General features: G+C 64.6%; 22 protein-coding genes. 9 read left to right on the forward strand and 13 right to left on the reverse strand.

Annotation, left to right across the window (positions count from 1 at the left end; genetic code table 11):
* The first annotated feature begins 51 nt into the window (after window positions 1–51).
* From purL to JNM03_RS04555, 3 genes are all read left to right on the forward strand, one after another.
* Complete coding sequence (gene purL / locus JNM03_RS04545; RefSeq protein ID WP_294034758.1) at window positions 52–2307, forward strand: phosphoribosylformylglycinamidine synthase subunit PurL; 2256 nt, start codon at window positions 52–54, stop codon at window positions 2305–2307.
* Between the two features lie 70 nt (window positions 2308–2377).
* Complete coding sequence (locus JNM03_RS04550; protein WP_294034759.1) at window positions 2378–3112, forward strand: DUF72 domain-containing protein; 735 nt, start codon at window positions 2378–2380, stop codon at window positions 3110–3112.
* On the forward strand, window positions 3109–3510 hold the full coding sequence (locus JNM03_RS04555; RefSeq protein WP_294034760.1) for a hypothetical protein: 402 nt from the start codon (window positions 3109–3111) through the stop codon (window positions 3508–3510). Before JNM03_RS04550 ends, JNM03_RS04555 begins: the two co-directional genes overlap by 4 nt.
* Before the next feature lie 37 nt (window positions 3511–3547).
* Here the strand turns inward: JNM03_RS04555 and JNM03_RS04560 are convergent, their stop codons facing one another.
* Window positions 3548–4327, reverse strand: a complete 780-nt coding sequence (locus JNM03_RS04560; RefSeq protein WP_294034761.1) for a Coq4 family protein — start codon at window positions 4325–4327, stop codon at window positions 3548–3550.
* 158 nt (window positions 4328–4485) lie between these two features.
* Here JNM03_RS04560 and JNM03_RS04565 point away from each other — a divergent pair, with 158 nt between their 5' ends.
* Complete coding sequence (locus JNM03_RS04565; protein WP_294034762.1) at window positions 4486–5739, forward strand: DUF418 domain-containing protein; 1254 nt, start codon at window positions 4486–4488, stop codon at window positions 5737–5739.
* A 6-nt stretch (window positions 5740–5745) separates the two neighbouring features.
* Here the strand turns inward: JNM03_RS04565 and JNM03_RS04570 are convergent, their stop codons facing one another.
* The 6 genes from JNM03_RS04570 to panB all read right to left on the reverse strand — a co-directional run bounded on the left by JNM03_RS04570 (window position 5746) and on the right by panB (window position 11061).
* Window positions 5746–6150 (reverse strand): Hpt domain-containing protein, encoded by a 405-nt coding sequence (locus JNM03_RS04570; RefSeq protein ID WP_294034763.1) that lies wholly within the window; start codon window positions 6148–6150, stop codon window positions 5746–5748.
* A gap of 117 nt (window positions 6151–6267) precedes the next feature.
* Window positions 6268–6507 carry a sulfurtransferase TusA family protein gene (locus JNM03_RS04575; protein ID WP_294034764.1) on the reverse strand — a complete coding sequence of 80 codons (240 nt, stop codon included), beginning with the start codon at window positions 6505–6507 and terminating at the stop codon, window positions 6268–6270.
* Window positions 6497–7900 (reverse strand): ribosome biogenesis GTPase Der, encoded by a 1404-nt coding sequence (gene der / locus JNM03_RS04580; protein ID WP_294034765.1) that lies wholly within the window; start codon window positions 7898–7900, stop codon window positions 6497–6499. The genes JNM03_RS04575 and der overlap by 11 nt, the downstream gene beginning before the upstream one ends.
* A gap of 44 nt (window positions 7901–7944) precedes the next feature.
* Window positions 7945–9282, reverse strand: coding sequence for a PQQ-binding-like beta-propeller repeat protein (locus JNM03_RS04585; protein WP_294034766.1), 1338 nt, complete (start codon window positions 9280–9282; stop codon window positions 7945–7947).
* A 1-nt stretch (window position 9283) separates the two neighbouring features.
* Window positions 9284–10081 (reverse strand): tetratricopeptide repeat protein, encoded by a 798-nt coding sequence (locus JNM03_RS04590; RefSeq protein ID WP_294034767.1) that lies wholly within the window; start codon window positions 10079–10081, stop codon window positions 9284–9286.
* Window positions 10082–10197: 116 nt separating this feature from the next.
* Window positions 10198–11061 (reverse strand): 3-methyl-2-oxobutanoate hydroxymethyltransferase, encoded by an 864-nt coding sequence (gene panB / locus JNM03_RS04595; protein WP_294034768.1) that lies wholly within the window; start codon window positions 11059–11061, stop codon window positions 10198–10200.
* Window positions 11062–11189: 128 nt separating this feature from the next.
* On the opposite strand from panB, the gene JNM03_RS04600 reads away from it, so the two are divergent.
* The 3 genes from JNM03_RS04600 (at window position 11190) to JNM03_RS04610 (ending at window position 12319) form a co-directional block, all read left to right on the forward strand.
* The gene (locus JNM03_RS04600; protein ID WP_294034769.1) at window positions 11190–11609 is read left to right on the forward strand and encodes a hypothetical protein; all 420 of its coding nucleotides are present in this window, start codon (window positions 11190–11192) and stop codon (window positions 11607–11609) included.
* A gap of 70 nt (window positions 11610–11679) precedes the next feature.
* Window positions 11680–12105, forward strand: a complete 426-nt coding sequence (locus JNM03_RS04605) for a hypothetical protein (RefSeq protein ID WP_294034770.1) — start codon at window positions 11680–11682, stop codon at window positions 12103–12105.
* Entirely contained in the window at window positions 12098–12319 is a 222-nt protein-coding gene (locus JNM03_RS04610) for a helix-turn-helix transcriptional regulator (protein ID WP_294034771.1), read from the forward strand. Before JNM03_RS04605 ends, JNM03_RS04610 begins: the two co-directional genes overlap by 8 nt.
* 31 nt (window positions 12320–12350) lie before the next feature.
* Here the strand turns inward: JNM03_RS04610 and JNM03_RS04615 are convergent, their stop codons facing one another.
* The 4 genes from JNM03_RS04615 to JNM03_RS04630 are packed head-to-tail and all read right to left on the reverse strand — an operon-like array spanning window position 12351 to window position 15394.
* Window positions 12351–13286, reverse strand: a complete 936-nt coding sequence (locus JNM03_RS04615) for an aldo/keto reductase (protein ID WP_294034773.1) — start codon at window positions 13284–13286, stop codon at window positions 12351–12353.
* Window positions 13283–14368, reverse strand: coding sequence for a glycerophosphodiester phosphodiesterase (locus JNM03_RS04620; RefSeq protein ID WP_294034774.1), 1086 nt, complete (start codon window positions 14366–14368; stop codon window positions 13283–13285). Before JNM03_RS04620 ends, JNM03_RS04615 begins: the two co-directional genes overlap by 4 nt.
* Window positions 14365–14712: an ArsC family reductase gene (locus JNM03_RS04625; RefSeq protein WP_294034776.1), complete on the reverse strand. Its 348-nt coding sequence runs from the start codon at window positions 14710–14712 to the stop codon at window positions 14365–14367. The genes JNM03_RS04620 and JNM03_RS04625 overlap by 4 nt, the downstream gene beginning before the upstream one ends.
* A gap of 4 nt (window positions 14713–14716) precedes the next feature.
* Window positions 14717–15394: a Crp/Fnr family transcriptional regulator gene (locus tag JNM03_RS04630; RefSeq protein ID WP_294034777.1), complete on the reverse strand. Its 678-nt coding sequence runs from the start codon at window positions 15392–15394 to the stop codon at window positions 14717–14719.
* 259 nt (window positions 15395–15653) lie between these two features.
* Here JNM03_RS04630 and JNM03_RS04635 point away from each other — a divergent pair, with 259 nt between their 5' ends.
* Window positions 15654–17027 (forward strand): class II 3-deoxy-7-phosphoheptulonate synthase, encoded by a 1374-nt coding sequence (locus JNM03_RS04635; protein WP_294034779.1) that lies wholly within the window; start codon window positions 15654–15656, stop codon window positions 17025–17027.
* 54 nt (window positions 17028–17081) lie between these two features.
* Here the strand turns inward: JNM03_RS04635 and JNM03_RS04640 are convergent, their stop codons facing one another.
* Both JNM03_RS04640 and JNM03_RS04645 read right to left on the reverse strand, forming a co-directional pair.
* Window positions 17082–18593, reverse strand: coding sequence for a M28 family peptidase (locus JNM03_RS04640; RefSeq protein ID WP_294034781.1), 1512 nt, complete (start codon window positions 18591–18593; stop codon window positions 17082–17084).
* A gap of 90 nt (window positions 18594–18683) precedes the next feature.
* Window positions 18684–19493, reverse strand: a complete 810-nt coding sequence (locus JNM03_RS04645) for a CoA ester lyase (protein WP_294034782.1) — start codon at window positions 19491–19493, stop codon at window positions 18684–18686.
* 83 nt (window positions 19494–19576) lie between these two features.
* On the opposite strand from JNM03_RS04645, the gene JNM03_RS04650 reads away from it, so the two are divergent.
* Window positions 19577–20491, forward strand: a complete 915-nt coding sequence (locus JNM03_RS04650) for an SPFH domain-containing protein (RefSeq protein ID WP_294034784.1) — start codon at window positions 19577–19579, stop codon at window positions 20489–20491.
* Window position 20492: the final 1 nt, after the last annotated feature.

Consider the following 20492-nt stretch of genomic DNA (forward strand, 5'->3'; position numbering starts at 1 on the left):
AATGCGCTATGGGGTCTGTTCGTTTTGCGCTCGCGCCGCTAAAGGCGCGCCATGACCCAGACAGCACCCGCGCCCGCCTCCGTCATCACCCCCGAGATCGTCGCCGAGCACGGCCTTTCTCCGCAAGAATATGACCGCGTCCTGTCCGCGCTCGGGCGCGAGCCGAACCTTGTCGAACTCGGCATCTTCTCGGTCATGTGGTCCGAGCATTGCAGCTACAAAAGCTCGCGCATCCACCTCAAGAAGCTGCCGACAGAGGCGCCCTGGGTAATCTGCGGTCCCGGCGAAAATGCCGGCGTCATCGACATCGGCGAAGGGCCGAACGGCAAGAGACTTGCCGCCATCTTCAAGATGGAGAGCCACAACCACCCGTCGTACATCGAACCCTATCAGGGCGCGGCAACGGGGGTCGGCGGCATCTTGCGCGACGTGTTCACGATGGGCGCGCGGCCGGTCGCGAACCTTAACGCGCTGCGCTTCGGCCGGCCCGAGCATCCGAAGATGAAGCACCTCATTTCGGGCGTCGTCCATGGTATCGGCGGCTATGGCAATTGCGTCGGCGTCCCGACCGTCGGCGGCGAGGTCAATTTCCACAAGGCCTATGACGGCAATATCCTGGTCAATGCGATGACCGTCGGCATCGCCGAGCAGGACAGGATCTTCTATTCGGCCGCGAGTGGCGTCGGCAATCCGATCGTCTATGTCGGCTCGAAGACCGGCCGCGACGGCATCCACGGCGCGACGATGGCGTCGGCGGATTTCGGCGAGGATGCCGAGGAAAAGCGCCCGACCGTGCAGGTCGGCGACCCCTTCACCGAAAAATTGCTGATCGAGGCGTGCCTCGAGTTGATGGCGTCGGACGCGATCGTCGCGATTCAGGATATGGGCGCCGCGGGCCTCACCTCCTCGTCGGTCGAGATGGCGTCGAAGGGCGGCGTCGGCCTCCACCTCAAGATGGACGACGTGCCGCAGCGCGAAACGGGGATGACGGCGTATGAGATGATGCTGTCGGAATCGCAGGAACGCATGTTGATGGTCCTGAAACCCGGCAAGGAGGATTTCGCGAAAGCGATCTTCGAGAAATGGGAACTCGACTTCGCGGTCATCGGCACCGTCACCGACACCGGCCGCATGGTGCTGGAACATCATGGCGAGATCGTCTGCGACATCCCGCTCGCGCCGCTCGCCGACGATGCGCCGCTATATGACCGCCCGCACGTTCCGACGCCAAAGCAGGCCGAGTTGACGAACGTCCCCGAGACGAAGGACGTCGCAGCGGATCTGAAGACGCTGATGGGCACGCCCGACATCGCCAGCCGCCGCTGGATCTGGGAACAATATGACAGCCAGGTCGGCGCCGACACGGTGCAGACCGGCGGCGACGCCGCGCTCGTCCGCATCCACGGCACCCATCGCGCGCTGGCGATGAGCACCGACTGCACCCCGCGCTATTGCTACGCCGACCCGGTCGAAGGCGGCAAGCAGGCGGTTGCCGAAACCTGGCGCAACATCACCGCGGTCGGCGCGACGCCGCTGGCGATCACCAATTGCCTGAACTTCGCGAACCCGCAGCGCCCCGAAATCATGGGGCAGATCACCGGCTGCCTCGACGGCATGGCACAGGCATGCCGCGCGCTCGACTATCCGATCGTGTCGGGCAACGTCAGCCTCTATAATGAATCCAAGGCGACCGGTGGCGGCAGCGCGATCCTGCCGACCCCCGCGATCGGCGGCGTCGGCGTGATCGACGACCTGTCACACGCCGTCGGGATCGGCTTCAAGCGCACCGGCGACATCGTGCTCGCTGTCGGCGAGCGCGCCGGCCACCTCGGCCAGTCGGTCTGGCTGCGCGAAATTTTGGGCCGCGAGGAAGGCCCGCCGCCGCCCGTCGACCTGCGCGCGGAAAAGCGCACCGGCGATTTCATCCGTCACGCGATCAATGCGGGCTGGATCACGGCCTGCCATGACGTCTCCGACGGCGGTGTCGCGGTGACGCTGGCCGAGATGGCGCTGAAGTCGGACATCGGTGTGCTGGTCAGCGAGGAACAGCCCTTCGGCGTCGCGGAAAGTTTCTTCGGCGAGGATCAGGGCCTCTATCTCGTCACGGTCTGCGACACCTGTCTCGCCGATTTCCTCGACGCCGCGGGTCGCGCCGACGTGCCGGTCGATCCGCTCGGCCGCACGATCAAGGATCGCATCGTCTTCGAACTGCCCGACAGCGACCATCAGGTCACGCTGGCGGAACTGCGCGACGCGCACGAAGGCTTCTTCCCGACCCTGATGGGAGCCGACGCGGCGCTGGCATGATATTCCCACTCCGTCGTCCCGACCAAGGCCGGGATGACGGAGGTTTTGCCGGGACGGAGGGACTGGAGACATGAGCATCCATATCGGAGTCGGCGGCTGGACCTTCGAGCCGTGGCGCGGCACCTTCTACCCGGACAAGCATCCCCAGAAGCGGGAGCTCGAATATGCCGGCCAGCATCTGACCGGGATCGAGATCAATGGCACCTATTATGGCAGCCAGAAGCCCGAGAGCTTCGCCAACTGGGCGGCCTCCGTCCCCGACGGCTTCCGGTTCAGCGTCAAGGCGTCGCGCTTCGCCACCAATCGAAAGGTGCTGGCCGAAGGCGCGGGGTCGATCGAGAAATTCCTGACGCAGGGGCTGACGCGGCTCGGCGACCGGCTGGGGCCGATCCACTGGCAATTCATGGCGACCAAGAAATTCGACCGCGACGATTTCGCCGGTTTTCTGGACTTGCTACCCGAGACGCAGGACGGCCTGCCGCTCCGCCATGCGATCGAAGTGCGGCACGAGAGTTTTCGCGATCCGGCGTTCATCGCCATGTTGCGCGAACGGAACATGGCGGTCGTCTATGCCGACAGCAACGAATTTCCCTGCATCGACGAACAGACCGCGGACTTCACCTACGCCCGCCTCCAGCGATCGCAGGAGGATGTCGACACCGGCTATACCGAAGCGGCGCTGGACAGTTGGGCAAAGCAGGCGAAGGATTGGGCCAGGGACGGCCGCGACGTCTTCCTCTTTTTCATCGCCGGGGCCAAGGTCCGCAACCCGGCCGCCGCACAGGCGCTGATCGCGCGGCTATGACCGCAGGCTATTCGGGCACACCGCTTGCCAAGAAACTGTCGCTGAAGGACGGCATGTCGGTGTGGTTCCACGCCATGCCCGCAAGTGTTCGCGCCGGGATCGACGAGGTCGTACTTAACGAACGTGATAAGCCCGAGACGGGACTTCAGGCCGCGCACATCTTCATGACCGAGCGCGCCGAACTCGCACAGTGGCTGGGCGACCTCCGCACGCTGATCGATCCTGCGGGCTTCGTCTGGGTGAGCTGGCCCAAGAAGGCCTCAAAAGTACGGACCGACATCAGCGAGGACATCGTGCGCGACGTCTGTCTGCCAATGGGCTGGGTCGATGTGAAGGTCTGCGCCGTGGACGCAACCTGGTCGGGTCTGAAACTGATGATCCGGAAAGAACTGCGCTGATATAAAAAGCCCCGGCTTTCACCGGGGCTTCTTTCGTTCACGCCATCGCGGCCTTTGACGCGAGGAAGTTGTACGGATCGATTCCACGGCTGCGGTACGCGCGGTGCGCCTCCTGATACAGCGTCGGTTCTCCGATTCCCAACCGCGCGCGCGCGGCGTCGAGCGGTTCGGCGAGGAGCGAACGAATGTCCTGCTCGATGATCGCCTTCGATGCCTTGCCGTGACGCTGGCCCTGACGGATCGCGCCCATCACCGGCGCATCGCTCTTGATGCCGCGCTTCACTTCGTATCCGCCGGCATAGGCGATGAAGAAATTGCCGTAGTTGCCGGTCTGGCCATAGGTGAAACCAAGCACGCACTGTTCGCCGAGCGCATCGCGGCCATAGCCCGTCAGGATATGAAACAGATCGTGCGTGTCGCGCAGGCGGTTCGCATACCATTGGATCTGGTCGTCGAACTTCGGGCGGCCCATCTTGTCCGCCTCGGCCACCAGACCCGCTGCCGACAGGCCCTCGCGGCGCATGAAGGTGACATAGGCGTGGCCGACGCTCCCTTCGGGCAGCGCGTCGATCCACCCGTGGTCGTCGAGCAGGTCGGGGAGATAGGGTTCGGTTTCCATCAGCCGCCGGCCGAGGTCGCTTTCGACGAAAGCACGCGCGTCATCGAGGAAGCCCTTGCGCGGCAGATTCTCGAAGATGTGGAAGACCTGTTCGGTGTCTTCCTTGTCCTTGATCAGTTTGCGGAAGTGGCCGAACGCCTTGAACGGGCGGAACTTGGCGGGCTGACGATCAGGATGGGAGAAGATGGTCGGGATCATGGCGGCTCTCTTTGGCGAGTTTTGACGAATCATCTGATGCTGTGCAAATAGCATTACTGACATAAATGTCAATAGTGTTCCACGATACCGCAAAAACCGCTCGACGCCTATCGGCCCGCGCGATACCCCCTCCGCCGATGAGCCGAAGGGGATGCGGCATGGAAATGCAGACAGCGACAATGCGCTACGAAAGCCTGGACGCCATCCGCGGCGTGGCGGTGATGGGGATATTGGCGATGAACATCGTCGCCTTTGCCCTGCCGATGAGCGCCTATTTCAATCCGGCCGCGGGTGGACCGCCCACGACCGCCGATCTTGCGACATGGACGTTCAATTTCATTTTCGTCGATTCGAAGATGCGCGGCCTGTTCTCGGTGCTGTTCGGCGCGAGCACGCTGCTGGTGATCCAGAGCGCCGAAGCGGGTGGACGTAGCCCGCTGAACACTCATTATTCCCGCATGTTGTGGCTCGGCCTGTTCGGTCTCGCGCATTTCTATTTCCTGTGGTTTGGCGACATTCTGTCGCTTTATGCCGTCTGCGGGCTGCTGCTCTATCCGTTCCGCGGCCTGTCGATCCGCGCCCTGTTGCTGTGGGCCGCAGGCTTCCTGATCGTCGCGCTGCTCCTCATGGGAGTCTCATGGTTTTCGATGGCGATGTTCGAGGTGGGCCAACTGCCGGCCGACGCCGCGCAGGGCACCCGGGAACAGCTCGCGATGTTCAACGCCATGATGGGGCCGGACTCCCCCGCCTATGCCGATGACGTCCGACATTTCCTCGGCAGCTATGCCGAGATCGCCGGCCGGCGCCTGGGCGAAGGAGCGATCGAACCGCTGGAGCAGGTCATGCTGTTCCTTTGGGAAACCATGGCATTGATGCTGATTGGCATGGCGCTGTTCAAATCGCGGATGCTGACAGGCGAATGGAGTACGGCGCGCTATGCCCGATGGGCGGCGATCTGCTTTCTGATCGCGGCACCGCCACTGGCCTTCATCGCCTGGCACAGCGGCCGGGCGGGCTTCGATACGGTTTCGATCTTCGGCGCCGCGCTCTTCTTTTCCACGCCCTTCGACTTTCTGATGACGGTCGGATGGGCTGCGCTGATCATGCTGCTGATCAAGACTGCGGCCCGCGATGCGGTGCGCGCCCGCCTTGCCGCAACGGGACGCATGGCGTTCAGCAATTACCTGACGACGACGATCGTGATGACCACGATCTTCTATGGCTATGGGCTGGGGCTGTTCGGCAGCGTGTCGCGGACGATGCTGTATCTGTTCTGCTTTGGTATGTGGGCCGCGATGCTGCTCTGGTCGAAGCCCTGGCTCGACCGGTTCCAATATGGTCCGCTGGAATGGATATGGCGCAGCCTGTCGCGCTGGAAATTGCAACCGATGCGAAAGCCGGTGGCGGCTTGAGGACGGTCAGTAGCTGGCGGCGCGCCCAAAGGTTGCCGGGCGTCGCTGCACCAGCGGATTGGCCTCGCGCTCAAGCGCTTCCAGCGTTTCCTCGAACAACGGGCGCAACGTCACGACGCGCGGCAGATATTCCTCGGGGCTGATCTGCGCTTCGACGCAGTGCCGGCCGAACATCTCGATATCCTCGGCCAGCGCGCCGAGTCGCTCGGCGCCGAACTGACGCGCCTCGCTCTTCAGCGTGTGCGCTGGCATGACGAGTCCGCCCGCATCACGGGCGCGCATCGCCTCTTCGATCGCGGCCACCGACTTGGTGCCGTCCTCGCGAAAATAGCCGAGAATGCGCACAAAGGCCGCACCCAGTTGGGCGCGCGTTGCGCGAAATTCATCCCAATCGACCAGGATCTCGTCCAATGCCCTGTTCCCTCGGTGTTCAAATTGGTCCTTGGTCCCGGTGGCACCTTGCCCAGAAGTAGGTAAAAAAGAGGTTACGACGCCGCGCCCCCAGCGCGAAAGCCGACCCGTTTTGGGTCAGTCGCGGCGCACGCGCCAGCGACTCTCGCTCGCCGCGCCTGTTTCGGTCGCAAGTCGCCAGCCATGCTCTGCGGCGAGCGCTGCGACTTCGCGGGCCGCCTGGGGGTCGTCGGCGAGCAGCAGGACGTCGTCGGCCTCGCGCATGGCGCGCGCCAGCCGAAGCGCCGGCCAGGGGCACCGCATACCCCGCGAGTCGACCTCAAGGGGCCCGAAAGCCCCCGAACCGTCATTCGTCATACGGGTTGCGCGAATTGCGGAAATTGAGCCGGACGGGGACGCCCTGGAACCCCAGTTCCTTGCGCATGCCGTTGACCAGATAGCGTTCATAGCTGCCCGGTAGCGCATCGGTCCGCGTACCGAAGACCACGAACGTCGGCGGCCGCGTGCGCGCCTGGGTGATATAGCGCAGCTTGATGCGCTTGCCGCCGGGCGCCGGCGGCGGGTTGGTTTCGACGGCGCCCTCGAACCAGCGGTTGAGCCGTGCGGTCGGAACGCGGTTGGTCCAGATCGCGCGCTGTTCGAACGCGACACGAACCAGCGTGTCGATGCCCTTCCCCGTCGCCCCCGAAATGCTGAGCACCGGGACACCCTTGACCTGGCTCAGGCCGTCGTCGAGCGCGGCGCGGACGCCATTGTACAGGGACGACGGATCTTCCGCGACATCCCACTTGTTGAGCGCGACGATCAGCGCGCGGCCTTCCTGCAACACACGGTCGGCGATGCGCAGATCCTGCGCCTCCAGTCCCTTCGTGGCGTCGAGCAACAAGACGACGACCTCCGCGAAATCCACCGCGTGGAGCGCATCGGCAACCGACAGCTTTTCGAGCTTGTCCTGCACCTTGGCCCGCTTGCGCATACCCGCGGTGTCGAACAACTGGATCTCGTGAACCTCGCCATCCTGTTCCCACTGCCAGTCGACGCGGATCGAATCGCGGGTGATCCCCGCCTCGGGGCCGGTGATCAGGCGATCCTCGCCGATCATGCGGTTGATGAGCGTGGATTTGCCGGCGTTGGGGCGACCGACGATCGCGAGCTTCATCGGACCGGACGGCGCGTCCTCTTCCTCGCCGTCCCCCTCTTCGTCCAGCTCGCCGGCCGGCGGCAGCGCTTCAGCCTCGGCGGCGTCATACGCCTCGACGATCGGACGGAGCGCGTCGAACAGGTCGACGATCCCTTCGCCATGCTCGGCGCTGAGCGCGATCGGATTGTCGAATCCGAGCGCATAGGATTCGAGCAGGCCGGTCTCACCCTGCTTGCCCTCCGCCTTGTTGACGACGAGGATGATCGGCGTGTCTTCGCTGCGCAGCCAGCGGGCGATTTCCTCGTCGAGCGGGGTCACGCCGGCGCGGCCGTCGATCATGAACAGCGCGGCATCGGCCTCGCGGACGGCCTTTTCGGTCTGGACCCGCATACGTCCGGGCAGCGTCGCCGCGTCCTGATCCTCGAACCCCGCCGTATCGACGATCAGGAATTCCAGCCCAAGCAGATTCGCGTCGCCCTCGCGCCGATCGCGCGTCACGCCCGGCTGGTCATCGACAAGCGCAAGGCGCTTGCCGACCAGCCGGTTGAACAGCGTCGACTTGCCGACATTCGGCCGGCCGACAATGGCGATCGTCGCGGACCGCGCCATGCTTCTATCCTACTTTCGGAGCCGCCGCGCGGCGGCTCCCCCTGTTACCGCCAGGCGGTGATGCGCCCGTCGTCCGCCAGGACATAGAGCGTGTTGTTCGCAACGACCGGAGCCTGCGACAACGGCGCCTTGAACTCGGTCGTCGCGAGGGTCGAGCCATCGGCGGGCGAGAATTCGACAAGATGTCCCTCGCTGTTCACCGCGAGCAGGCGTCCGCCAGCCAGAATCGGGCCCGTCCAGCGGATCGGATCCTTCTTCTTCTTTTCCTTTTCGACGCGATAGCGGGCGAGTTGCTGCATCCAGCGAACCTTGCCGTTCGACCGCGCAACGCACAGCAGCTTGCCGTCATCGGTCATCGCATAGACCCACTCGCCCACCACATAGGGCGTCGAAATGCCGGCGATCGAGATTTCCCAGCTCCGCTGGCCGGTCACAAGCTCATAGCTCGCCATGCGACCGCCCTGACCGAGCGCGAAAACGCGGCCACGGTCGATCACCGGGTCGGCATCGACGTCCGACAGGGTCGATACCGACAGCGCCATCGACGTGCGGGCCAGCGCATCTTCCCAAAGGTCGCGGCCGTTCTCGTAGCGATAGGCCTGAACCTCGCCCGACGAATAGCCGGCCACGATCGTGCCCTGCCCTGCGGCCGGCGAGCCTGCACCGAAGATGCTGCCCGCCTCAAGCGAGGCCGTCGCCTGCCACTGCACGGCGCCATTCGCGGCACTGAGCGCGAAGATCTGGTTGTCCTGGCTGATCACGAAAACGTCGCCGAACGCGACCGTCGGCGCGCCGCGCAGCGGGCCCGCGGGCTTCGCTTTCCACAACACCGCCCCGTCGGCCACGTTGAGCGCCGTGACGTCGCCGACGCCGCTCGTCGCATAGACGACCGTGCCATCGACCGCGGCCCCGCCGCCGAACAGCGAGTTCTTGAAATCCTTGCCGGTGCTGCCGATCGCCACGCTCCACAGCTTCGCGCCGGTGTCGGCGTCGAAGGCAGAGACAACCGCGTCGGTGTCAACCGCGAACAATTTGCCGCCGGCCACCACCGGCGCCGAGGCGAGCCGCTGCTTGTTGGTACTGCCCGCGATGCTGGCTTCCCAGACTTTGATCCGCGCCGCGCCAAGCGCGGGATGGCCCATCGACTTCGATGCGTTGCCACCTGATTGCGCCCAGTCGGCGTTGACCGCCGGATCGGGCAGGACGACCGCGATCGCGGCCGTCGCCGGATCGACCTTGATGCTGTTGTCGTTCGAAAGGATCGACACGCGCTGCCCCACCGTCGGCGTCTTGGGTCCGCCCTTGCCCTTGAGCGCGCCGCAGCCCGCAAGCGGCAGCGCCAGCAACACTGCCGCACACATCACATAATGCCGTTTCAGCATATTATTTGGCTTCCTCAGTCTTTGCGGCCGCCGCTGCGTCCGGCGTGCCCTTCTGGTCCCTGGCGGCGGCCGGCGCCGCCTTGTCTGCATTCGCGCTTGCGGCCGACCGGTCGACGACGGCATCGACGCCAAGCATGCCCGCCATCTGGACGGCACGCGACTGGAGCGTCTTGGAGACACCCGGCAGTTTCGCGATCCGGCCATAAAGCGCGCCCGCCTGATCGAACTGTCCCGACTGATAATAGGCGGCGGCCGTAAGTTCGGCGGCGCTGGCGAACCAGCTCGATTGCGGATCCTTGGCGTCGACGATCGGCTTGAGCCGCGCGATGACAGCCTGTGGCTTCATCGCGTCGAATTCGAGCGCCGTCTGACGAACCAGCGCCATGTCGCGGAGCGACTGGTCAAGCTTGGTATCGCTTGCGACTTGCGCCATCAGCGTCGTGGCTCCCTTGAGATCCCCTTTTTCCGCCTTCATGTTCGCCTGCTGCATCAGCGCGGCGGCGCGGTACGCCGGATTGCCCTCGCCTTCGAGCTTCTTCAGCCCGGCGAGCGCCCCGGCCGGCTGATTGGCCTTCACCTTTTCGAGGGCGGCGATCAGTTCCTCGCCCTTTTCGCCGCGTGCGATGTCCTGGCGATGGCCCCAATAGAGGTAGCCTGCAAACGCCAGCAACGCGGCGAACAGCGCGCCCACGATCAGGACGCCGTAACGCTGGGCGATGCTGTCCAACTGGTCCTTGCGAACCGCTTCGTCGACTTCCTGCAACAGCGCGGCGTCGGTGTTCGTCGGGCTCAGGGCCAATCAATCCTCCATAAACTCAAACCGGCTCCGGCCACATGCGCGTCCCGCCGGTCGCTTCCTTAGCGATGGCGCCGAAAAAGGCCAAGCGATTCACTTTGCGTGGATCACCCGCGCCGTCACCCTTCGTAGATCTGATCCGATGTCGGGAATGAACGGGACCTGACCTCGTCCGCATAGGTCCTCACCGCGTCGCTCACGACGCCCGCCATGTCCTGATAGCGCTTCACGAACTTGGGGACGCGCTCGAACATGCCCAGCATGTCGTCGGTGACGAGGACCTGACCGTCGCACTGCGCCGAAGCCCCGATGCCGATCGTCGGGCAATCGACCTTGGCCGTGATCTCGATCGCGATCGATTCGAGCACGCCTTCGATGACGATCGAAAAGGCTCCCGCCTTTGCAACCGCGACTGCATCCTCGACGATCGATCGCGCCTCTTCCTCGCTCTTGCCGCGCACGCCATAGCCGCCGAGGATGTTCACCGCCTGCGGCGTCAGTCCGACATGCCCCATCACCGGGATGCCGCGCTGGGTCAGGAATTCGATCGTCGGGGCCAGCACCTTGCCGCCTTCGACCTTCACCGCCGCGGCCCCGGTTTCCTTGAGCAGCCGCGCGGCGTTGTTGAACGCCTGTTCGGGGCTGCCCTCATAGCTGCCGAAGGGCATATCGACGATCACCGCGGCGTGATAGCTGCCGCGCACCACCGCCGCGCCATGCAGCGCCATCATGTCCATCGTCACGCCGACCGTGTGCGGCAGGCCATAAATCACCTGCGCCAGCGAATCGCCGACGAGCAGCATGTCGCAGTGCGGATCGAGCAACTGCGCCTGACGCACCGTATAGGCGGTGAGCATCACGATCGGTTCGCCACCCTTGCGCTGGCGAATCCGCGGCACGGTAAGGCGTTTCATCGGCTGCGGCGTCGGGTTCGCGCGGCTCGTCGATGTGTCGAAGGTGAGCGTTTTTGGGAGCGTGGACATGGCGCGGGGGTCTAGCCCTTCCAATCTCCCAGCGAAAGCCGGAACTCTGCCAATGTACAACCTGCTTGACTCAATGTTTAAAATATTTAACATTACGTCATACAGAACGAACATTGGAGATTCGATCGATGACATTTCGCGAGAAAATCGACTGGCTGACGCTGGCGGTCATCGCCCTCGCCTTCGCCTGGTACGCCATGGTCTTTCCATGGGGGCTCACCGGACACCCTGCCCTCGCGGTGCAGGGCGGCATGCTGATCGTCGTGGCGATCGCGATGACGATCGTGCTGACCATTCCCGCCATTGCACTGGCGATCCACCGTCCGCGCGATGCCAATGCGCCGACCGACGAGCGCGACCGCACCATCACGCGGCGCGCCGCCACGCGCGGCTATTATGTGCTGATCGTCGGCGGCGCCTGCTGCTTTGCGCTCGGCTATGCGACGGGTGATCTGGCGACGGTCCTCAACGGCCTGCTCGCATCGATCGTCGCCGCCGAACTGGTCCGTCTGGCAAGCCAGGTCAGTGCCTATCGGCGGGGCGAATGACGTCCGGATCGGCCGCAATTCCCACGGCAGTCCCGGTCAAAGCCGCGCGCCGCGAAAGACAGGAATCCCGATGACCTATACAGAAAAGAAAGCGTGGCTGATGCTGGTCGCGATGGTGCTGGCCTACAGCCTCTATTTCGGGCTCATCCTCGCGGGCCATCCGGCGGGGAGCGATCGCTTCGCGATGCTCTGGCTGTTCGGGACGATCGCGGCCACGCAAGCGATCGTGGTGATCGTCGGCCATATCTGGCTCGCGATCGCGGCGCGCGAGACGGCACAAGCACGCATCGACGAGCGCGATCGGGCGATTGCCGCGCGCGGAACACGGGTCGCCTATTACGTCCTGCTGACCGGAACGATCATCGTCGGCGTGATCATGCCTTTTTCCGACCCGCCGATGCATATCGTCAACACCGCGCTGTTCGCGGTTGTCGTCGCCGAGACGATCGGGTTGCTGGTAGTCGTGACAAGCTATCGGAGGGGATGGCATGGCTAGGCTGCCGTTCAGCAACGACATCCGCACCCTGCGTTTCCTCGCGGGCGAGATGACGCAGGGCGAACTCGGCGACCGCGTCGGCGTGACGCGCCAGACGATCGCCGCGATCGAACAGGGCAAATATTCGCCTTCGCTCGAAGTCGCATTCCGCATCGCGCGGACATTCGACAAGCCGCTTGAGACGGTGTTCGCGTGGGCGGACGACGCCGGCTGAACGCCGCCGCGCCGGGGCTGGGGTCAGGACCCTAGGCGCCTGCGGTGGTCAGCGCCGCGAGCTGTTCGTCCGTCAGCACCAAAGTCTCGCTCGCCATGATTTCATCGAGCTGGGCGGTGGAAGTCGCGCTCGCGATCGGCGCCGTGACGCCCGGCTGCGCCGTGACCCACGCCAGCGCGATCTGCGACAGCGTCGCGCCGGTTTCGGCGGCGATTCCCTCCATGACGGCCAGCATCGCCGGCCCCCGACCTTCCATATAGGGCTGCACGCGCGCGCCGCGCGGGCTTTTCCCAAGGTCGCCGGCCCCCCGGTATTTGCCTGACAGATAGCCCGAGGCAAGGCTGAAATAGGTGATGACGCCCAGCCCCTCGTCGATGCACAGCGTCTGGAGTGCGCCTTCATATTGCGCCCGGTCGAGGAGGTTGAGTTCGGGTTGCATCACGGTGAACCGCGGCAGGCCCATCTCGTCCGCGACGCGCAATGCCTCGGCAAGGCGGTCGGCCGTATAGTTGGACGCCCCGATCGCGCGCACCGTGCCCGCATCGACCAGTTCACCGAACGCCCCAAGTACTTCGTCGAGCGGTACATCGGTATCGTCCTTGTGCGCGAAATACAGATCGATCGTATCGACGCCGAGCCTGTCCAGCGATCCCTGCACGGCGTCGCGGATTCGCTCGGGCTTGAGGCCGCCGGGCATCATGCCGACCTTGCTTGCGATCAGGACTTGGTCGCGCGCGCCGCTCTCCTTCAGCCACGCGCCCGTCATGGTTTCGGACTCGCCGCCCTTGTGCCCCGGAACCCACGCCGAATAGACGTCGGCCGTGTCGATCATCCCGCCGCCCCGTTCGACGAAGCGGTCGAGAACGGCAAAGCTCGCGTCGCGACCCGCCGTCATGCCAAAGACATTTCCGCCCAGAACGAACGGCCGGGTCGAAAGTCCGCTTTGGCCCAGCATTCTTTCGGTCATTTAGCGGCTCCTTGATGGACGGCAGGAACGGCCTCACGCGGATTGTCGCTGAACAGGCCGTCGATCCCGGTTTTCAGATAAGCTTCGATCTCTGCCGCAAGGTCGCCGTGGCCGGCAGGGTTGAGACCGTTCTTGTCGCCAAGCGGCAGAAAATAATTCTCGCGGCGGAACGTCCAGGGATGCACCTTGAGCCCCGCGGCATGCGCGTCGCGAACGAGGCTGGTGGGATCGCCAAGCGTACCGAGCGTGCCACGCGGAATGACCATCGTCTTGTTGGGGCCGATCCCGTCGGCATAGGCGGCAATCGCCTTCAGCCCAGCAGGCGACGCCATGACGGCATAGCTTGTTTTCGGATCGTCGGCCGGACCGCCCTCGCCATCCATCAACTGGATCAGCGGCAGGTCACTCTTCGCGCGGATCGCCTTCAGATTGGCGATCTCGAAGCTCTGGATAAAGACCGGCGCCTGACGGCCGCGATAGCCGTATTTTTCAAGCATCGTGAGCAAGGGCGTCTCGTGCGGCAGACCGATCGCGGCGAAATAGCCGGGATGCTTGGTTTCGGGATAGACGCCAACCGGTTTCGCGCCGGTCGCTGCGCGCCTGGCGTTCACCGCCGCCAGCAGATCAAGGATCTCGGCGAAAGTCGGAATCTCATATTCTCCGTCATGGTCGGTCGAGCGCAACGTCGGCAGCCGCTCTTTCGCCCGGAGTGTCTTGAGTTCGACAAGGGTGAAATCCTCGGTGAACCAGCCGCTCACCGCCTTGCCGTCGATCGTCTTGGTCGTTTTCCGCGCAGCGAATTCGGGATGGTCCGCAACGTCGGTCGTCTCCGAAATCTCGTTCTCGTGCCGCGCGACCAGCACACCATCCTTCGTCAGGACCAGGTCGGGTTCGATAAAATCGGCGCCGAGGTCGATCGCGAAACGATAGCTTTCCAGCGTATGTTCGGGACGCTCGCCCGATGCCCCGCGATGCGCGATGACGATCGGCGGATAACCATCGAGCGTGGGCGCGGCCGTCACCGGATCATCCCCGCACCCCGCGACCGACAGCGCGAGCAGGGCCGCAAGCCAGCGGATCATGCAAAACGCCGCTGCCAGTCATCGGCCGAAAACCCGACGCCCGGATCACCGCCCGCTTCCAGTACCGGCCGCCGGATCATCGCCGGTTGCGCGAGCATCAGCGCCTTCGCCTTGTCGGCATCGAGCCCTTCCTTGTCGGCGTCGGGAAGCTTGCGAAAGGTGGTGCCGCTTTTATTGAGCAGCTTTTCCCAGCCCAGCGTGTCGATCCACCCCTGCAGCTTGGCAGGGTCCAGCCCGTCCTTGCGAAAATCGTGGAAACGGTAGGCCACGCCATGATCGTCGAGCCAGCGACGGGCCTTCTTGACCGTGTCGCAGTTGGGAATGCCATAGAGAATCGTTGTCATGCGATCAGGATAACGGCGCCCTGTCCGCAATGCGAGTGTTTGCGCTCGCCAATTTTCCGCGCAGCGCGCGCGCGAAGCCTTCGTGCAGCGCGCCCGCGACATCGGGATGCGTCGCCAGCCATGCGCGCAGGCCGGCGGCGGGGATGAACCACAGGCGTGCGTTGCCGGCCAGCACCACCGTTCCGGTCGCATGCGCGCCGTCGAGCACCGTCGCTTCGCCGATCAGTTCGCCGGGACCGAGCGTCCCGACTTCGACCCCCTCACGCCGGATGGCGGCCGCTCCTTCGGCGAGATAGAAGAGGCAGGGCGCCGCTTCGTCCTCGCGCACCAGAACCTCCCCGCGCTTCGCCGATATCCAATGCCCCTGATCGATCAGCGCGCGGGCACTCGCCGGGCCGATCCGATCGAAATGGCGGTCGCGCAGTTCCTGCTCCTCGGCCGAGAAGGTCACCTTTGCCTTGCTCAGCCAGAGCCGGGCGATCAGCGCAAGATTGACCAGCAGGATGGCAAGGACCAGCAATGTATAGCCGCCGCCGCTCGAACCGCGAATCGCGAGCGGGAGCGCCAGCACAGCCGCGATCGCAAGCGCCAGCCGCACGTAGTCGACCCGCGCGACCAGACTTGCCGCGAGCAGCACCACGAGCGCGCCGTAACCGAACCATGCCGGATCGAAATTGGCCATAGACAATCTTTTCGCGTCGGGACCCCCAGCCGGGTCACTAGCTGTATGACGTTACCGTTTGCCGAACGCCTTGACTGCGTCCTGTGCTTTTTGACGCCCAGATTTATAACAAACTAACATTAATTTCCTCTCATGTGAAGCATTGCTACACATGGTTGCGTTTGAAACTAATTTTCAACGACTTGCGTCCGGCGCGCGTTCGCGCCATTGCGACGCGCGATTCGCATTTTTCCCAAGAAACACGTAGAAGACCTTTGTTATGACGCAGAACTGGCAACCTCATAGCTGGCGCTCGCACGAAGCCCGCCAGCTTCCGACCTATTCCGACCCTGCCGCGCTGGCCGCCGCGGAGAAGGAGCTTGCCGGTTATCCGCCGCTCGTCTTCGCCGGCGAGGCACGCGAACTGACCAGCCACCTCGGCCGCGTCGCGGAGGGCAAGGCGTTCCTGCTTCAGGGTGGCGACTGCGCGGAAAGCTTTGCCGAATTCCATCCGAACAATATTCGCGATACTTTCCGCGTGCTGTTGCAGATGGCGGTGGTCCTGACCTTTGCGTCGAAGATGCCGGTCGTGAAGCTGGGCCGCATGGCCGGCCAGTTCGCGAAGCCGCGCTCGGCCGACATGGAAGAGGTGAACGGCGTCGAGTTGCCGAGCTATCGCGGCGACATCATCAACGACATCGCGTTCGAGGCCACCGGCCGCGCCCCCGATCCCGCGCGCATGGTCAAGGCGTACAACCAGTCGGCGGCGACGCTGAACTTACTGCGCGCCTTCGCGAACGGCGGCTATGCCAATCTGCACCAGGTCAATGCCTGGACGCACGACTTCATGGACCGCAGCCCATGGGCGAAGAAATATCAGGAAACCGCCGCGCGTATATCCGAAGCGCTGGCGTTCATGGAAGCGTGCGGCGTGACGCCCGAAACGGTGCCGCAGATCAAGGGAACGAGCTTCTACACCAGCCACGAGGCGCTGCTGCTCCCCTATGAGCAGGCGCTCACCCGGCAGGACAGCCTGACCGGCGGCTGGTACGACACCTCGGGTCATATGCTGTGGGTCGGCGACCGCACCCGCTTCGAAGGGTCGGCGCACATCGAATATCTGCGCGGCATCGGCAATCCGGTCGGCATGAAATGCGGACCGAGCCTGGAAGCCGACGTCCTGTTGCGGCTGCTCGATACGCTGAATCCGAACCATGTTCCCGGCCGCATGACGCTGATCACCCGCTATGGTCACGACAAGATCGAGGCGCATCTGCCGAAACTGGTGCGCGCGGTGAAGGAATCGGGGCACCCGGTCGTGTGGTCGTGCGACCCGATGCACGGCAACGTCATCAAGACCAACAACGGTTACAAGACGCGCCCGTTCGAACGCATCCTCGCCGAAGTGCGCGGCTTCTTCGCGGTCCACCGCGCCGAGGGGACGCATGGCGGCGGCATCCATATCGAAATGACCGGCCAGAACGTCACCGAATGCACAGGCGGAGCGATGGACGTGACGCAGATGGACCTCGCCGACCGCTACCACACTCATTGCGACCCGCGCCTGAACGCGGGGCAGAGCCTCGAACTCGCTTTCCTGCTGGCAGAGATGCTGAATCAGGAAATGTCGGACCGGGCCAGACAGGCGGCATAAGACCGCCGTTGCGGACAGCCGTTCGTCCTTGCCGGCGAAGCAAGGACGCGGTGGCTATTGCCCGCTGCCCGCCCAGCGCTTCGTGTCGGCGAACGCCCGGCCCAGCGCGACGTGCAGGTCGGCGTCCTCGGCCGCGCCGCCAAGTGGAATCCTGTCCGAAAATTCGTCGGCAGGCTCATGATAATCGCTGCCCAGAAACTTCTCCAGCAACGGCATGTCCGAGAAGCTGCCACCAACCATCAGCGACGTGACGCCCTTCGCGCCGAGCGCCCAGCCGTCCTGGCGCTGGATGAAGGCGTCGGCCTCGCCATCCTCGTCGAGCTTACGGCCCAGTTTCGTCGCAACGTCGCGGATCACCGCGTCATAGGCGGGCTTGCCGCGGCCGATCGTCGCCACGGGCGTGCCGCTTCCCGAAATCGCGATCGTATCTATGTTGAGCGCGACGGTGATGTCGGTGAGCGGCACGACCGGATGGTCGGCAAAATAATGCGCGCCCAGCAGGCCCTTTTCCTCTGCCGTCGTGGCCATGAAATAGATGTCGCGGTCGGAACGCTCGCCGCTTGCCAGGCGCTTCGCTACGGCGGTCAGCACCGCGATACCGCTCGCGTTGTCGACCGCGCCGTTACAGATCCGATCCTTGGGATCGTCGGGCGCACAGATGCCGAGATGGTCCCAATGGCCGAGAAACAGCACCGCCTTGCCGTCGGGCTTTGCACCCGGCAGCTTTGCGATGATATTGTTGCTTTCATAGGGTCGAACAGTGGAGGTCGTCGCAAGATCGACGGTCACGTCCAGCGCGCTGCCCCTGTAATCGGACGACTTGGCGTCTTCACGGAGCGCGGCGCCGTCCTGTCCCGCCTTCTTGAACAGCGCGTCGGCCGCCTCCAGCGACAGAAAGCCCGTCACCGGCGCGCCCTGCTTCGCCGAGGCCAGGCGCGTCGTCTTGCCGCCGAGCGAATTTCTGAGCTGGCTCCACGGCGTCGCATCGGTCGCGATCACCAGCACCGCGCTCGCGCCCGCTTCGGCCAGCATCTGCCGCCGCTCGCGATAGCGCGGCAATTTGTCACCGAACGGCGCATTGTCATACAGCATCACCGCGACCTTGCCGGCGACATCGGCCGTGACCTTGCCCGTGCCGTCGAGGCCATAGCCGACAAAAACGACCGGAAGGTTCGACAGCGACACCGACGCATCCCGGCCGGTCAGGATAATCCCATCGTCCTCGATCGCGAAGGCGCGGCCGCGAACCTTGAACTTCGCGGTGCCGCCGCGCGCCTGCGTCTCGACCAACGGCACGCCCTGCAGCCACGGGGTCGCACTGCCCGGGACGGGTTCGAGCCCCAGCTTCGCCCATTCGCCGACGACATAGGCGATGGTGCGATCCTCACCCTCGGTGCCGGGGCCGCGTCCTTCGAACGCATCGCTCGACAGGATCCTGATGTGCCCGGCGAGCTCGGCCTCGGTAACCGGCGCATCGCCCTTGGCGGGCGCGGCAAAGGTGGCGGGGGCTGCGAAAGCGACGAGGGCGGCGGCTGCGACGGCGGCGCGAAACGAAGTGGTTTTCATGGGCTCGCCGCATCGCATTTCCGCCGCGGACAGGCAAGGCGCGTTCGTCGAACGACGAACGGCGTCTGCTCTTGCCTTCCCGTTAAGGGGTCAGCGCGCCGCGCGTTCCAGCAGCGCGCGCGCCGCGGCGACGTGCATGTCTTCGATCATCCGGCCGTCATGGCGTTGCGCGCCGCCGGTCGCCGCGGCGATCAGGCTCTCCGCTTCGGCGATCTCGCGCGCAGAGGGCGCAAAGGCGGCGTTGCAAGGATCGACCTGCGAAGGGTGGATCAGGCTCTTGCCGTCGAAACCCAGCCGCCGCCCTTCGGCCGCTTCGGCCGCGAAACCCGCCGCATCGTCGATCGCGTTATAGACCCCGTCGAACCCCCATACGCCGGCCGCGCGCGCCGCCAGCACGATCATCTGGATCGCGTGGCTCATCGCGCCGCGATCCATTCCGCCGGGAAGTTTGAGTTCGTGCGCCAGGTCATTGAGTCCCGCGATCAACCCGGCGACCGCCGTATCGGAGGCGATGTCGTGTGCGGCATAGATCGCCGCCGGGGTTTCGATCATCGCCAGCACGGGCACGCCGAGCGCGCGGACGGGATCGAGGTCGGTGACCGCATCGACCTTGGGAAGCACCACGGCATCGATCGCGAGACCATAGAGCGCGGTGATGTCCGCCTCCTGCTCGAAGCGCCCCGTCGCATTGACGCGCACCGCGACGCGCTTGCCCGGATAGCCTGCCTCGACCGCGCGCCGCATCGCCTCGCGCGCCTCAATCTTGCGGTCGAACGGAACCGCGTCCTCGAGGTCGATGATCAGCATGTCGGCGGCGAGCCCCTGCGCCTTTTCAAGCGCACGCGCATTCGATCCGGGAACATAGAGCAGCGAGCGGGGCGGATAGTCATTTGGGGTCATGCGCTTTTCTGTGGCGCAGACGCAGCATTGCCGCAATAAGGAAGCAAGTTTGCAAAGACGCAATTTTTGGGGAGGGATGATCGATGGAATTCGCGCTGGCGCTGGTCGTACTGGCCCTAGTCTTCCTGATCTGGGCGCTGACGCCGGTCCGACAGGGTTATGCCTACACGATCGAACGCTTTGGTCGCTATACGCACACGGCGCAGCCGGGCCTCAATTTCATCATGCCGATCTTCGACCGCGTCGGGCGCAAGGTGAACATGATGGAACAGGTCCTGGATATTCCGGGACAGGAAATCATCACCAAGGACAACGCGATGGTCGCCGTCGACGGCGTCGTCTTCTTCCAGGTGCTCGACGCCGCGAAGGCCGCCTATGAAGTCAGCGACCTGTATCTTGCGATCATGAACCTGACGACGACCAATCTGCGCACCGTGATGGGATCGATGGACCTCGACGAAACACTGTCGAAGCGAGACGAAATCAACACGCGGCTGCTGCACGTCGTCGATGACGCGACGACGCCCTGGGGCGTCAAGATCACCCGCGTCGAGATCAAGGACATCCGGCCACCCGCCGACATTTCGAACGCGATGGCACGACAGATGAAAGCCGAACGCGAAAAGCGCGCCAACATCCTGGAAGCCGAAGGGATGCGCGCATCGGAAATCCTGCGCGCCGAGGGCGAGAAGCAGGGCCAGATCCTGCAAGCCGAGGGCCGCCGCGAGGCCGCATTCCGCGATGCCGAAGCCCGCGAGCGCGAGGCCGAGGCCGAAGCCAAGGCGACGCAGATGGTGTCGGACGCGATCGCCGGCGGCAATGCGCAGGCGATCAATTACTTCATCGCGCAGAAATATGTCGAAGCGGTCAGCCAGTTCGCAACCAGCCCGAACGCGAAGACGATCCTGTTCCCAGTCGAGGCGACGCAACTGATCGGCACGCTGGGTGGCATCGGCGAACTCGCGCGCGACGCGATCGAACGCAAGACGGGCGCCTGAC

This window comes from Sphingopyxis sp., from assembly GCF_016793825.1.
Lineage (GTDB): Bacteria > Pseudomonadota > Alphaproteobacteria > Sphingomonadales > Sphingomonadaceae > Sphingopyxis.